The 15398-nt window shown below is 41.2% G+C and carries 12 protein-coding genes and 1 pseudogene; 10 read left to right on the top strand and 3 right to left on the bottom strand.

Annotation, left to right across the window (positions count from 1 at the left end; genetic code table 11):
• Positions 1-14: 14 nt before the first annotated feature.
• Positions 15-449: an excinuclease gene (locus tag AC07WY_RS16050; protein ID WP_262085394.1), complete on the top strand. Its 435-nt coding sequence runs from the start codon at positions 15-17 to the stop codon at positions 447-449.
• Between the two features lie 112 nt (positions 450-561).
• Here the strand turns inward: AC07WY_RS16050 and AC07WY_RS16045 are convergent, their stop codons facing one another.
• Together AC07WY_RS16045 and AC07WY_RS16040 are read right to left on the bottom strand one after the other, a co-directional pair.
• The gene (locus AC07WY_RS16045) at positions 562-1554 is read right to left on the bottom strand and encodes an ABC transporter substrate-binding protein (protein WP_419334660.1); all 993 of its coding nucleotides are present in this window, start codon (positions 1552-1554) and stop codon (positions 562-564) included.
• 3 nt (positions 1555-1557) lie between these two features.
• A complete protein-coding gene (locus AC07WY_RS16040) occupies positions 1558-2145 on the bottom strand; it encodes an ANTAR domain-containing response regulator (protein WP_419334658.1) in 588 nt (195 codons plus the stop codon).
• A gap of 430 nt (positions 2146-2575) precedes the next feature.
• Between AC07WY_RS16040 and AC07WY_RS16035 the strand changes: the two genes are divergently transcribed.
• The 8 genes and pseudogenes from AC07WY_RS16035 to AC07WY_RS16000 form a co-directional block, all read left to right on the top strand.
• A complete protein-coding gene (locus AC07WY_RS16035) occupies positions 2576-3952 on the top strand; it encodes an MFS transporter (RefSeq protein ID WP_056516488.1) in 1377 nt (458 codons plus the stop codon).
• A gap of 35 nt (positions 3953-3987) precedes the next feature.
• Positions 3988-6534, top strand: a complete 2547-nt coding sequence (gene nirB / locus AC07WY_RS16030) for a nitrite reductase large subunit NirB (protein WP_494736709.1) — start codon at positions 3988-3990, stop codon at positions 6532-6534.
• 105 nt (positions 6535-6639) lie between these two features.
• A complete protein-coding gene (nirD, locus tag AC07WY_RS16025; protein ID WP_494736708.1) occupies positions 6640-8265 on the top strand; it encodes a nitrite reductase small subunit NirD in 1626 nt (541 codons plus the stop codon).
• Positions 8266-8362: 97 nt separating this feature from the next.
• A complete protein-coding gene (locus AC07WY_RS16020; RefSeq protein WP_494736707.1) occupies positions 8363-11158 on the top strand; it encodes a molybdopterin-dependent oxidoreductase in 2796 nt (931 codons plus the stop codon).
• Positions 11155-11790, top strand: a complete 636-nt coding sequence (mobA, locus tag AC07WY_RS16015) for a molybdenum cofactor guanylyltransferase (protein ID WP_419334652.1) — start codon at positions 11155-11157, stop codon at positions 11788-11790. The genes AC07WY_RS16020 and mobA overlap by 4 nt, the downstream gene beginning before the upstream one ends.
• A gap of 183 nt (positions 11791-11973) precedes the next feature.
• Positions 11974-13083, top strand: coding sequence for a GTP 3',8-cyclase MoaA (moaA, locus tag AC07WY_RS16010; RefSeq protein ID WP_494736706.1), 1110 nt, complete (start codon positions 11974-11976; stop codon positions 13081-13083).
• Between the two features lie 79 nt (positions 13084-13162).
• Positions 13163-13405: a MoaD/ThiS family protein gene (locus AC07WY_RS16005; RefSeq protein WP_270386128.1), complete on the top strand. Its 243-nt coding sequence runs from the start codon at positions 13163-13165 to the stop codon at positions 13403-13405.
• Between the two features lies 1 nt (position 13406).
• Positions 13407-13913, top strand: a pseudogene (locus AC07WY_RS16000) (molybdenum cofactor biosynthesis protein MoaE); the annotation flags it as partial.
• A 276-nt stretch (positions 13914-14189) separates the two neighbouring features.
• On the opposite strand, the gene pcaU reads toward AC07WY_RS16000, so the two are convergent.
• Complete coding sequence (gene pcaU, locus AC07WY_RS15995; RefSeq protein WP_494736705.1) at positions 14190-15014, bottom strand: IclR family transcriptional regulator PcaU; 825 nt, start codon at positions 15012-15014, stop codon at positions 14190-14192.
• Positions 15015-15265: 251 nt separating this feature from the next.
• Here pcaU and AC07WY_RS15990 point away from each other — a divergent pair.
• On the top strand, positions 15266-15398 hold a 133-nt coding region (locus AC07WY_RS15990; RefSeq protein ID WP_494736774.1), incomplete at its 3' end, for a CoA-transferase.

Below are 15398 nucleotides of genomic sequence, written 5' to 3'. Positions count from 1 at the left end.
AGAGGAAAAAAACGATGTCATTTAAACACTTGGTTGTTGTTTCAACTTTATGCTTTGCTGGAATCGTCTCTGCACAAGCTGCGGACACTGTCCATAATCTCAATTTTAAAGCAGCTGTAGATCAAGCTGTGGCTGATGGATTTTTAGATGGATCGGTAAAATTTTATCTTGCTGGGACTAAATCTGGCGGTCAAGTTTTAGAAAAAGCGGTTGTCAGTAATAAAAAAACCAATGGTTTTGGAAAGTCTGCGGAAAAGGCTTGTGATCATGTATTACGTTCAGCATTGATCCAATTGCAAAGCGCAGCAAAAGACAAAGGTGCCAACGCAGTGACCAATATTGTGAGCTATTTCAAAGCAAATGAATCAAAAAACACCACCACATACCAATGTTATAAAGGTACAGCACTTGCGAGCGTGGCTTTAAAAGGCGATATCGTTAAATTCTAAGCTGTAAACATGTGCCAATGTCTAGTAATCTTTTAGAATAAGATATGGACATTGGCTCATACTTTTGAATCTATTAAAAAAATAATAGTTTACGATTAAAAATTTCATTAGCCTATTCATTTAAATGCCCCGTACATTGTGCCGAAATGTTTTTGATTTGTGCCGTATCCAGTTCTAAGTTATCCCATTTGCACATTTGTTGAATAATCCATTCAAAATCCTCTGGTTTAGGTCGGTCCTGTGTCCCAAAAGAGCGGATAATATTTTGTATTTTATGAAACGCATAGGTATGCACCAAATGTGAACAGTTGAAGCGGATAATCTCGCTGTCTTCTAACATGTGCCATATAGGTTGCAGTGATTGCAAGGTGCTTAAATCATGCTGTGCTTGCTGAATCGCTGTCTGCAATGCGTTTAAGGTATTCGGATGCTTGTTTGCCCATTCATGAGTGGTCGCCAAAACTTTATCCGCGACTTCAGGAATAATCTGTTTACTCTCGGCAATCACATAACTATAACCTTCAATCTGCGCTTGGATATTCCAAGGTTCACCGACACAGAATCCATCGATGAGTTGTGATGAAATCGCATCCACCATATAGGAAGGGGGCAGTGTGGATGGTTGATATTTTTTGGCCAAATCTGAGTCTGCCAAAGCCAACCATTCTCTTAAACAATAATGGTGAATGGACTGTTTAAACACATGGGCCAGTTGTATTTTATCGCCTTGTTTTAAGGCTTGAACCACTTTAGCTGCTGACGCTTGCGCGCTATCTTGTTTCTGAATTTTTAACTCATAACACAATTTTTGACTCAAGCTGATAAATGCACGATTGGTACTCAACACCAATGCGGTTTGTAAGGGAATACCCAGTTGATCATTACCTGTTGCAGCAGCGGGAAGCATGGCAGAAAGACAATGTGCGGCATCTAAAATACCAAAAGCTAAACGGTCACGTAGGCTGGCCCAAGATGGCTCTTTTACCAACGTAACATTCAGACCTTGCTCAGTAAAATAGCCTCGATGTTGTGCCCAAAGTATTGCAGTGCAATCCAGTAAAGGAATATAGCCTAGTTGAATGTCAGTGGTTTCAAGTGTATGCATTGTTTATTCCTTGAAATTAGCTTGGAGCAAGGCTTGGGCGTCGATTAACTTTCTTGCCATTTCCCCCATGGTGATACGGTGACTCATGGCATTTTTCCGTAACAAACTGAAGGCTTGTTCTTCTTTAATTTGATGCATCTGCATCAGCATCACTTTGGCTTTTTCAATATCTTTTCGGTCTGCTAGTTTGCATTTGGTTTCATTGAGATCTTTTAACAGTTTTTTATGTTTTTTAAATTGTTCAATTGAAATTTCTAAAATACTTTCCAGTTTTTCAGGGTCGATGCCATCGACAATATAGGCGGTTACACCCGCTTCAATGGCACTTTTAATGGTGTCTTTTTGCGAGTTTTTAGTGAAAAGCACAGTGGGCAAATCAAACTGACTTACACAGCTTTCAATAATATCTCGGTGTGGATGATCCATATCCAGCAAAATTACATCGGCATGTAAGTGTTGAAGATCGGTACTGTTTAAATGGTCAATCATCAGGCATGCGACCACCTCGAAACCATGTTCGATCAAAGAGGATTTGATAAAAGACGCCCGCTCTATATCATCATCGATCAGGGCAATTCTTAATTTTGGCATGTCGCTACTCAAGTATGTCCTGACATGAACTTTCAGCATATAAGCAATTTAGATGCCAATATCTCTGGTTAAAATTGCTGCTTAAAGCATAGCCGCAGGATGTTAAAGAAAAGTGATGCACTTTATTGACGCAATTTGCTTCCTAAACATGCAGTTTTATGACTTACATTTTAGACGTACTGATCAACAGTGTGACATTTTATTGTGCAATCTAGGTACGATCATTTAATCATAAGTACTGAGTATTCAAGCAAAATAAAATCATAAATAGTCAAAAATATAAAGTTGGCATGAACCATGCTTATATTTAATCAAGTCAAAGAAGACTTTCAAAATTTGTAAGACGGCCAACGACGTCCGTTCTGATCGTTACTGATATGCCCCGTGCATAACAGCAACTTATATGCGTTCAGTTCAGGAGATCGAAGCTATGTCTTCAAATTTAGATGCGAAAAAAGCAACAAAGATTCATCTTTTCAATTTTAGCAGCGCAGCAATGCGGGCCTTCCATATGAGTTGGCTCGCCTTTTTTGTTTGCTTCTTTGCATGGTTTGCCTGTGCGCCGTTAATGCCTGTTATTGCAGGTGAATTTCATCTGACTAAAGATCAAATTGCCAATATCAATATTGCCGCGGTGGCCATCACGATTTTAGTGCGTCTGATCGTCGGTCCCTTATGCGATAAATACGGTCCTCGTAAAACCTATACTGCATTACTGATTATCGGCAGTATCCCTGTATTTGGTGTGGCATCTGCCAATAGTTATGAATCCTTTCTATTTTTCCGTCTATTGATTGGTGCAATTGGTGCCAGCTTTGTCATCACGCAATATCACACCAGTATTATGTTTGCGCCAAATGTGGTGGGAACTGCAAATGCAACCACTGCAGGTTGGGGCAATGCGGGTGGTGGAGCAACTCAAGCCTTGATGCCATTGATGCTTGCCGCACTGGTGATGTTTGGTGTTGAACAAGCCATGGGCTGGAGAATTGCGCTGATTGTACCTGGTGTGCTGATGTTAATCGTCGGTGCAATGTACTGGAAGTTTACGCAAGATTGCCCACAAGGTGATTTTAAAGAGCTTCGTGCGCAAGGTCTGCATGTGGGCAGTGATAAAAAAGGTGGTATGGCAATTTTAATACATGCTGCAAAAAACTATCGTGTCTGGATTCTGTTTGGTGCTTATGCTGCCTGTTTTGGTATCGAAATTTTCATTCACAACATTGTCGCAATGTACTACGTGGATCATTTCAAATTTGGTTTAAAAGAAGCGGGTATGGCCGCAGGGATTTTTGGTTTACTGGCTCTGTTTGCCCGTGCACTTGGCGGTATTGTTTCAGACAAGGTGGCGACTAAAAAAGGTCTTGATGGCCGGACTAAAGTATTGTTTGCCATGATCCTGTTAGAAGGCGTATTTCTGATTGTCTTTTCACAAATGAATACCGCAATTCTAGCGATTCTGGTCATGACCGTATTTGCTTTATTTACCCATATGGCTTGCGGTGCGACCTATGCACTGGTTCCATTTATTGATCGCGATGCTTTGGGTGGTGTGGCTGGCATTATCGGTGCAGGCGGTAATGTCGGTGCTGTTGCTGCTGGTTTCTTATTAAAAGGCATGTTGGATATTCAAACGACGTTGATGGTTTTAGGTGGTTTGGTGGTGATTGCTGCAAGTTGTGTATTGATGATCCGTTTCTCGGTTGAACATAAAGAGAAAGAGCAAAAGTTATTTGAAGCTGCTGTGCTTGAGCGAAATAGCATGGAACAAAATGCTGTAAGTCTTAAACAAAACAGTGCGACTTAATTGAATAACAACAGCAAGAATTAAGGAGAATCGATATGAAATTAGTGATGATTGGTCATGGAATGGTTGGGCACAAATTTATTGAATCTGTGCTGGAACATGCTGGTGATGAAGTTGAAATCACGATTTTGGCAGAAGAACCCCGTTTAGCTTATGACCGTGTACATTTGACTGAATATTTTACAGGCAAGTCTGCAAAAGATTTAACCCTCTGTCGTGCTGACTTTGCCGATGCGTATGGTATCGACCTGCGCTTAAACACCAAAGCCACGGATATAGATACCCGCAATAAATGCATCACCACCAATCATGGTGATGTAATCAGCTATGACAAATTGGTACTTGCGACAGGTTCCTATGCTTTTGTTCCACCAATTTCAGGTCACGACCGCAACAACTGTTTTGTTTACCGTACTATTGATGACTTGGATGCGATTCGGGCAGCGAGTTTATCGGCAAAATCTGGTGTAGTGATTGGTGGTGGTTTGCTGGGTTTGGAAGCTGCCAAAGCGCTTCGTGATTTAGACTTGGAAACCCATGTTGTTGAATTTGCACCCCGTTTAATGGCAGTACAAATTGATGATTTGGGCGGAAAAGTTTTACGCGTCAAAATTGAAAATTTAGGCGTGAAAGTCCATACCCAAAAGGCCACTTCGGCTATAGAAGACGGTGTGAATAGCACCCATGTGATGAAGTTTGCAGATGGTTCCGAACTTGAAACAGATATTATTTTATTTTCCGCAGGGATTCGCCCACGTGATGAATTGGCGCGCCAAAGTGGTTTAGCTCTAGGTGAGCGTGGTGGTATCGTGATCAATGATTATTGCCAAACCTCAGATGCAGACATTTATGCAATTGGTGAATGTGCCTTATGGAACAATAGAATTTATGGTTTAGTTGCGCCCGGTTATGACATGGCAAGGATTGCGGCAAAACATGTAATGCAACAAAGTTGTCCTACATTTGCTGGCGCAGACATGAGCACCAAGCTAAAACTGATGGGTGTCGATGTGGCATCGGTAGGTGATGCGCATGCCATGACTGCAAATGCATTGAGCTATTTCTATGCCGATGAAGATGCAATGGTCTATAAAAAGATCGTGGTCAATGCAGAGAAAACCCAATTACTAGGTGCGGTACTGGTCGGTTGCGCCAAAGAATATAACGACTTATTGCAAATGATGCTCAATGGACTGGCTATACCTGAAAATCCAGAAAGTTTAATCATGCCGGGCTATGCACAATCTTCAGCAAAAGCGGGAGGTAGTGGTGTTGATTTATTGCCAGACAGTGCCACGATTTGTTCATGTAATAACGTGTCTAAAGCAGATATTTGTAGTGCAATTGCAGAGGGTTCGACCTCATTAGGTGCGTTAAAAAAATGTACCAAAGCCGCAACCGCATGTGGTGGATGTGCATCCTTAGTGACCCAAGTTTTAAAATCTGAATTACAACGCCAAGGGGTAACAGTCAATAATCATCTTTGTGAACACTTTGCTTACTCACGCCAAGAGTTGTATCACTTGGTACGGGTCAATGAAATTAAAACCTTTGATGATTTGATTCAACAACATGGGCATGGTTTAGGTTGTGATATTTGCAAACCGACAGCGGCCAATATCTTGGCATCTTGCTGGAATGACTTTGTTCTCACCGCAAATCATGCTGGGTTGCAAGACAGTAATGACTACTATCTAGGCAATATTCAAAAAGATGGTTCGTATTCTGTTGTACCACGTATGGCAGGCGGTGAAGTGACGCCAGATGGTTTGATTGCAGTCGGTCAGATTGCCAAAGAATATGGTTTATATACCAAGCTAACTGGTGGGCAACGGGTAGATTTGTTTGGAGCACAAGTTCATCAATTGCCAGAAATTTGGGAAAAGCTGATTAATGCTGGTTTTGAGTCTGGTCATGCCTATGGCAAGTCATTACGTACCGTTAAATCTTGTGTTGGGAGCACATGGTGTCGTTATGGTGTCGATGACTCGGTCGGTTTAGCCATCTTCCTTGAAAATCGCTACAAAGGTTTACGTTCCCCACATAAATTAAAAATGGCAGTTTCGGGCTGTACCCGTGAGTGTGCCGAAGCACAAAGCAAAGATGTTGGGGTGATTGCCACTGAAAAAGGCTGGAACTTATATGTTTGTGGCAATGGGGGAATGAAACCTCGCCATGCAGAACTTTTAGCTTCTGACCTCGATACGCAAACTTTAATTCAATATATCGACCGCTTTTTTATGTTCTATATCCAAACAGCGGATCGTTTACAACGGACTTCAGTATGGCGTGACAATATGGAAGGTGGTTTGGACTATCTTAAAGATGTTGTTGTACATGATTCCTTAGGGGTTGCTGCTGAACTTGAACGTCGAATGAGCCATGTGGTGGGCACTTATCAGGACGAATGGCGCACTGCGGTGGAAGATCCTGAAGTACGAAAACGTTTTGTGACCTTTATTAATGCCAAAGCTGAGCAACAGCAAGATCCACATATTCAGTTTGCCAAAGTCCGTGGGCAAATTCGCCCAAAAACTGAATCAGAACGTGATCAGAGCCGTATTCCTGTAGTTGAAGCATAAGGTTGAAGCATAAGCATATGAATACTGGGTTTATTGGCCTTATTCCACAGCTTAAAAACAAGTCTGGTGGAAAATCTGATCAACGTAGTTAAAAGGATAAATACAATGACCATTTTAAAAGATATGAATGAACTCGATTGGCTGGATATTTGTGCATTGCAAGACATTACGCCCAATACAGGTGTAGGCGCATTACTCGGGCAACAACAAGTGGCTATTTTTCGGGTAGGCAGTGAAAAGCGTGTATATGCGCTGAGCAACCAAGACCCATTCAGTAAAGCCTTTGTCATGTCGCGTGGAATTATTGGTGATTTACAAGGTGAACGTGTAGTTGCATCACCGATTTATAAGCAACATTTTAGTTTAGCAACAGGCCGTTGTTTAGAAGACAAAGATCAAAAATTATTGGTTTTTCCAAGTAAAATTGAAAATGGTCGTGTTTGGGTCAGTCCAACCCCACAAAAAACCTATATCACCAATAATGGTACGGCTCAGGAAAAAATCAATTTAGTTCTGGTGGGTAACGGATTGGCAGGAATGCGTTGCTTGGAAGATTTGCTGGATATGGCACCTGATCGTTATGAGGTGACGGTGATTGGTGAGGAGCCTTGGGGGAATTATAACCGGATTATGCTGTCGCCTGTCTTATCAGGGGATAAAACCATTGACGACATCATGCTACATCCCCATTCATGGTATGCCGATAAAAATATTCGCTTTATTGCGGGTGATGCTGCGGTACGTATTGACCGTCCGCGTAAGCAGGTCTATACCGAAAAAGGTGTGGTGGTGAGCTATGACCGTTTGATTTTAGCAACGGGTTCAAAACCCTTTATTCCACCAGTCAAAGGCTCAGATTTAGATGGCGTGTTGAGCTTTCGTGATATTTATGATGTCAATAATATGCTCGACTACTGTAAATCTAAAAACAATGCCGTGGTGATTGGTGGTGGTCTATTGGGGCTAGAAGCCGCATATGGTTTAAAGCAACGTGGTATGAATGTGACGGTTTTGCATTTGATGGATCGCATTATGGATCGCCAACTTGATGCCAAAGCCAGTCAAATGTTGAAAACAGCAATTGAGCAAAAGGGCATTTCGATCATCACCGAAGCCAATACAGAAGAATTACTCGGTGAAAATGGTCATGTCACCCAGGTTCGGTTAAAAGATGGCACGCTTTTAGATGCAGATCTGGTGGTTTTTGCCGTGGGTATTCGCCCAAATATGGCTTTGGCACAAAGCGCGGGTTTACGCTGTAATCGCGGTGTGTTGGTCAATGACACCATGCAAACCTATGATCCAAGTATTTATGCAGTGGGTGAATGTATTGAGCATCGTAACCAAACGTTTGGTTTGGTAGAACCTTTATGGGGTCAAGCCTTTATCTGTGCATCACATTTGGCTGAACACGGCAGTTTAACCTTTAAAGCACCGACTGTTCCAACCCAGTTAAAAGTCAGTGGTTGTGATGTTTTCTCAGCAGGCCGCATTGATTTAGAAAACAGTCAACCGCTAGAAGATTTCGAAGACATCATTCTGAATGATGAAAAACGCCAAATCTACAAACGCATTATTATTCAAAAAGATAAAGTCGTGGGTGCAGTACTGTTTGGTGATACAGAGGATGGTACTTGGTACGCTGAATTGATTGCTGATCAAACCCCAATTTCTTCGATTCGCAATAAATTGTTATTTGGTCGGGATTTTGCATTAAGAAAAGCAGGCTGATTTATATCGCTTAACCCTCTTCATTTTAACAGCAGGGGGAGATTAAAAATGAAAGCCATATTTAAGTGAATGTATAGCATTGAGGAGCACAGCAGCAATGAATAGTATCCCTTTAGTGGAACTGCCGAGCTCCACAGAACAAAAGATCATAAGCACACACACCACTTGTCCTTACTGTGGTGTAGGCTGTGGTGTCACAGCAACAGTGCAAGACACCACGCTAGGACAAAAAGTGTCTGTGGTTGGCGATGTCAATCATCCCTCGAATTACGGAAAACTGTGTATTAAAGGCAGTAATTTAGCCGATACGCTGGGGTTGGGCACACGTGTTTTACATCCGATGCTTGGACGTCATTCCCATCAGCAAGTTACAGATTGGGATAGCGCAACAGATTTAATTGCCAATAAATTCCAACACTATATCGAGCAATATGGTCGTGACAGTGTCGCATTTTATGTTTCTGGTCAGTTGTTGACGGAAGACTATTATGTGGTGAATAAATTCGTTAAAGGCTATTTGGGCACAGCCAATATCGATACCAATTCAAGATTGTGTATGTCTTCGGCGGTTGCCGCACATAAGCGTGCTTTTGGTGAGGATTTGGTACCTGCAAGTTATGATGATTTTGAACATACTGACATGGTGGTTCTGGTCGGTTCAAATACAGCATGGTGTCATCCCGTGATGTATCAACGCATCATGAAAGCCAAAGAATTAAGACAACAAAAGCAAAGTGATTTATTTGTGGTGGTGATAGATCCACGCTTTACGGCTACATGTGAAGCAGCTGATTTACATTTACCTATTCTGATTGGTCAAGATGTTTGCTTGTTTAATGGGCTATTACAATATTTACATCAACAGGGGTATGCCGATAGCGCATTTGTTGAGGCACATACCCAAGGGCTAGAGACGGCACTAAAAAGCTCGCAAGCTGAAACAGATATCCAAGATGTTGCAGTGAAAACAGGAATTTCGCTAGAAAAACTCCAGCTCTTTTTTGAAAAGTTTGCCCAAACTGAAAAAGTCATGACCCTATTTTCAATGGGGGTAAACCAGTCTTCACGTGGCGTGGACAAAGCCAATAGCATCATTAATTGTCATTTGTTGACGGGCAAAATTGGAAAGTTGGGCGCAGCACCGTTCTCAATGACAGGACAACCTAATGCAATGGGCGGGCGTGAAGTGGGTGGACTTGCCAATATGCTGGCAGCACACATGGACTTAGACAATCAACAACATCAACAGCTTGTGCAAAGTTTTTGGAACAGTCCAAGCATTGCCAAACACGTTGGATTAAAAGCCGTTGATCTTTTTGAAGCAGTGGAAAGTGGCAAGATTAAAGCGATTTGGATTATGGCGACCAATCCGGTGGTCAGCCTACCCAATGCCGATCAGGTCAAACGTGCTTTAAACAGTTGCGAGTTTGTTGTGGTCTCTGATATTTGCAAAGATACCGACACCACTCAGTTTGCTGATGTGCTCTTACCTGCATTGGGCTGGGGGGAAAAGGATGGCACGGTCACTAATTCAGAACGCCGTATTTCACGACAACGTGCTTTTTTAGACCCGCCTGAGCAAGCCAAAGCGGATTGGTGGGCTGTGGCACAAGTGGCTAAAAAGCTTGGATTTACTGGCTTTGATTTTGCAAATAGCCACGAGATTTTTAAAGAACATGCACAGTTATCTGCGTATCAAAATGCAGAGATTAATGCGCGATCAAATACCCAAAGCTTTCGTTACTTCAATTTACAAGGTTTAACTGATCTTTCATTGGATGAATATGATCAATTGGCGCCCATTCAATGGCCTGTGATCATACGCAATCAGGCTGAGCATGCATTCGCACAATTGTTTTCACAGGGGCAGTTTAGCCATGCAGATGGCAAAGCTAAATTTATTGCCACGATGGCGATAGATCCAGTCCATGAAAGCACTGCTGAATATCCTTTAATTCTCAATACAGGGCGGATTCGAGATCAGTGGCACACCATGACCCGCACAGGTTTATCTGCCAATTTAAGTAGCCATAAAGCAGAACCCTTTTGTGAAATTCACCCCAATGATGCATTGAAATATGGCTTGAAAGAAGGCGAATTGGTCGAAATCAAATCGGCTTGGGGCAATTGTGTCTTACGTGCTGTACTCAGTGACAATATCCGCCGTGGACAGATTTTTGCCCCGATTCATTGGAATGATCAATTTGCTTCGGATGCCCGTATTGGCAAAGTGGTCAATCCAGTGGTAGATGCGATTTCAGGCGAGCCAGAATTCAAACATACTCCTGTGATGATTCAGCCATTTTATACCCAGTGGCAAGGGGTGTTTTATGTCCGTGAAGGGTATGAATACATTATTAAAAATAGCATCGAAAATACGGTTTGGTGGACAAAAATTCAGACCGCCAAAGCAGTGCGCTATGAATTGGCTGATCGTCGTCGTTTTACCCAAACCACTCAACATCTCAAACAACTTTTACCCTTTGAGGATGAAAGTTTTGAGTGGCTGAACTTGGAAGATCAAACTGCACATATCAGCCATAGTGTGGTGTTAAAAGAAGGTCGCCTTATTGCAAGTTTATATATTGCACCCAAAGCCTTGTTGCCTGATCGTGATTGGGTTGCCAGCTTATTTAAACGTGATCGTTTAAGTGCGATGCATCGTAAAGCATTACTTGCTGGACAAGCCATGTCGATAGGCAATAGTGATGGGCCGTTGGTGTGTAGTTGCTTTAAAGTGGGTAAAAATCGAATTATTCAAACCATTAAAGAAAACAATATCAATCATGAAAAACAAGTGACTGCATGTTTAAAAGCAGGTGGTAATTGTGGTTCATGTCTACCTGAAATTCGCGGATTGATTAAAGCCTGTCAAGCGGAGCTTACACAATGAAAAGAATCATAAAACCGAGAAGACCGAGCCAATATCCACAAACTGATCTAGTCATTCTTGCAGGTGGTCAGGCAAGGCGTATGAATGGAATTAATAAACTGTTACAGAAGTTTGATGATCAAATTCAACTAATTAAGATCCATCAACAACTAAAAAATCGAGTCGCGCAGATTTGGGTCAATAGCCACCGTGATTATTCAATTTATCAAAAACTTATTCCCAGTTTGTATTGCTATCAGGATGATGAAAAAGGCTTTTATGGTCCGCTGATGGGAATAAAAAGTGCTTGGTCTTATGTGACATCTGACTATGTACTTTTTGTGCCCTGTGATGTGACATTTATTCCACCCGAGGTTATTGAAAGCTTACATATGGCTTTAGCGGGTCATCCTTTGGCACAAGTGGCTTATGTCAATATCAATGGCAAAGCCTTATATCCATTTTGTTTGTTAAAGCGCAGTGCTTTAAATCAAATCTGCACTCATCTTGAACAAGGACAACGCAGTTTAAAGGCATGTTTTTCTGATTTGCACGCTCAGGAAGCGTTATTTGAAAATCATGCACTGTTTTTTCACAGCATTAATTCTTTGGATGAATTACAGCAATATCAACAGCTCAAGTTTTTACATTGATTGGCTTGGTTTAGATTAGTTTTTTGCAAATTTCTGTTTTTGAGAGAATTCGAGCAGGTTTTAGCTGAAGCGCATGGGGAATGATTAAAGTTGGAACATTTTTTGCAATTTCAATATCAATAAAATAGCGCAGATTTTAAGTTTTAAACAATCTTGAATCTAAATCGTGCTAGGGATGTGTAAATGAATGCAATGACACAATACGAAGTGGGTACGGCTTTTGTCGATCAATATGGTCGTAGCAAGCGTAAACTCAGAATTTCAGTGACAGATCGCTGTAATTTTAAGTGTGTCTATTGTATGCCCGAACATCCTGAATGGATGAAAAAACAGGATTTACTCAGTTTTGAAGAACTTTATGTGTTTTGTGAGTTTATGGTGCGGCATGGCATCGAACAGATTCGGATCACAGGTGGTGAGCCGTTAATGCGTCAAGGTGTGGTGCACTTTATTGAGCAACTACAAAAATTAAGAAAGCTGGGACTCAAACGCATCTCAATGACCAGCAATGCACACTATCTTAAACAATACGCAAGCCAATTAAAACAAGCGGGTTTAGATGACTTGAATATCAGTCTGGACAGTCTAGATCCAGCACAATTTAAGGCACTGACTCAAAAAGAACTACATCCCGTCTTAGCGGGTATTGTCGCAGCACAACAAGCAGGCTTTAAGATCAAGATCAATGCTGTATTGATTAAAGGCATCAATGACGATCAGGTTTTGCCCTTAGCACACTGGTCGATTCAACACCATTTTACCGTACGATTTATTGAATTTATGCCTTTGGATGGCGCTGGTCTTTGGTCACAAGCCGAGATTGTCAGTGAACAAGAAATCTTAACTCAATTAAAGCAGGACTTTGTTGTCACTTTACAGCAAGGACAGTCTTCCGAACCTGCACGGCAGTATTTTATTGATGGTTATCCGATAGGCATCATTTCGACTATTACCAATTCATTTTGTGGCACGTGTGACCGTGTACGCTTAACCGCACAAGGTGATTTTTATAATTGTCTATTTGCGCCAAAGGGGATCAACCTCAAAGCGCAAATTAAGGCATTGGATCAGGATTTAGCTATTTTAGAGCCTCTCCGATTAGCACAAATCAGTTCACCAAATGCAGTTGTATATTCGCCAATAACATTAGAATCGCCCCAGCATCAACAACTACAAGATACTTTGTATGATTATATTTGGCTGAAAAAACAAGGCTTTGATGAGATTTATCAACAACCAAAATCAAAACATTCATCATCTCGAAAAATCAGTATGTACATGATTGGAGGTTAATATGTCAGATCAATTTACCATTCTAAATACACCAGACTTGGCAAATATTGCCAATCAATTCAAAAATATTCAGCAGCAGATGACTGTAAAAATTGAATGCTTTGGTGCAATTGAACGTTTACTGCCGAATGATTTAACCCTGCAATGTGAGTCTGAAATGAGGATTTCGGATGTTTTGGATTATGTGGTACGTGCTTATCCACATGCAGGAAACATGCTTGAGCGTTGTGCATGTGCAATGGGCGAAGACATTATTCCACGTCAGACCTTATTAACATCGGACAGCACCGTGGTTTTACTGTCACCTGTTGCGGGAGGTTGATATGCATACATTTGAACAGACGCTTAAACAATTCAACAGAATTCAGGATACTCCTTTAAGCCAAGACAGTTTTGATCCGATTCAAGACTTTCCTGAATGCGGAGGTATTGGCATCTTTATTGGAACAGTACGTAATCACCATGAAGGCAAAGCAGTCAAAGCGTTGAAATATACTGCCTATGCACCTGTTTCAGAAAAAATGATTCGTCAAATTGAACAAGAGATTCAACAAAAATTTGCGGTGGCTTATGTACGGGTTATTCATCGTATTGGTGCTTTAAACATCGGTGAAAAAGCCATTATTGCGATTGCTTATGCAGCGCATCGCTGTGAAGCATTTTCAGCCTGTGAAGAAGCCGTAGAACGGGTAAAACATGAGGTTCCCGTATGGAAAGAAGAATTTTATCTGGATGGCACGAGCCAATATGTTGCGGGTTGTTGTATTCGAAAAGATGATGTGGAACAAGATAATTCAGTACAAAAAGATTCATTTCACCACCATGACTGTGAACATGACGCCTCTCATCACCATTCATCTCAGCACAATCACTCTCAACATGCTTTAGTACATCATTTCACATCTGCACATCTGGGCCACACGCATTTAGAACCCAGCAGTCAACAACAGGATCATGAACGAGAACAGCATGTGTTATTGAGCAAACAGTGTGAACAAACAATTTATCAATGGCATATGTAAAAAACATATTTAGCAAACTTGGCAAAGTGTCTTCTTCACAAAATATATTTTGCCATGTAAAAGATGTTGTTATCTCAACAGATGCTAAATCACTTGGCGTAAATCTCGCGCTGTTTCTTGCAGTAACGGCAAGATATGCGTAATTAAATAATCTTTGGTGGTACGGATGGTGGGGGAGACAATATTGAGTGCGGCAACAACAACCGCATTTGAGTCATAAATCGGAACTGCCACAGCATGCACTCCCAATTCATGTTCTTCACAGGAATAACACCAGTCTTGTTCTTTAATCTCATGTAGTAATTCTATAAAGGCATCACTTTCTGTATAGGTATATTTAGTGAGACGCTTTAATGGATACTGGGTTAGCCACTGCTTCTGTTCTTCGACATTTAAATGCGCCAATAAAATTTTCCCAGCAGAAGTTGCATGCGCAGGTAAGCGATTACCTAAATGTAAGCCATAGGGATTTACTCTGTCTGTTTGTTGGTGTGCAGCACTTCGTGCAATAGTAATCGCTTCATAACCATCTAGCACCATGACGGAATAAATCAGCGAGGTTTGATTGGTCAATAAATTTAATAAGGGTTGGCAAATTTTAGGTAAAGGAGAACCATCTAAATAAGCACCAGAGAACTTGAGAATTTTCGGGGTTAAATGATAGTAATGTCCATCAAAGTCTAAATAGCCTAAGTATTCTAATGTGAGTAATTGACGGCGCGCTGCTGCACGGGTCATTCCTGTTTTTTCAGCCGCAGTGCTGATATTCAAGCGGTGTCGTTCAGGTCCAAAACATTCTAAAATTGCCAAACCTTTTGCAATCCCTGCAATAAAATCTTCATGACGAATAATCTTTTTATTTTCAGTATGATGGATTAATCGGGTGGTTTTATTGTGTTCATCATCCATAACGCAGCTCCTTATTTTAAAGCCAATTGCATTAAAATTATACTCAATCGAAATCAGACTGTTTTAGTGGGATAATGTTCGATCATCGAACATAAAAAATGATGATCGAACAAAATCTGACTTTAAGCCTAGAAGTAAATACAAAATTTATCAAGAATAAAGATAAGAAATCCGAACAAAACACTCAACTTATGTTTCATCGGTTTCTAGGATGAAACAAATGAGTGATTCATAGTACAGGAAGTAGTCAGATGATTGATAAAAGCGCCACCTCATTGACCGAGGTTCTGTCCCACATCAAAGATGGTGCAACCATTATGATTGGTGGCTTTGGAACAGCAGGACAACCCGCAGAGCTGATCGATGGGCTGATTGAACTTGGCG

The sequence above is a fragment of the Acinetobacter sp. GW821-FHT01C12 genome, assembly GCF_059422625.1.
Note: the sequence above shows the minus strand (reverse complement) of the source record. Positions and strands in the feature narration are given on the sequence as shown.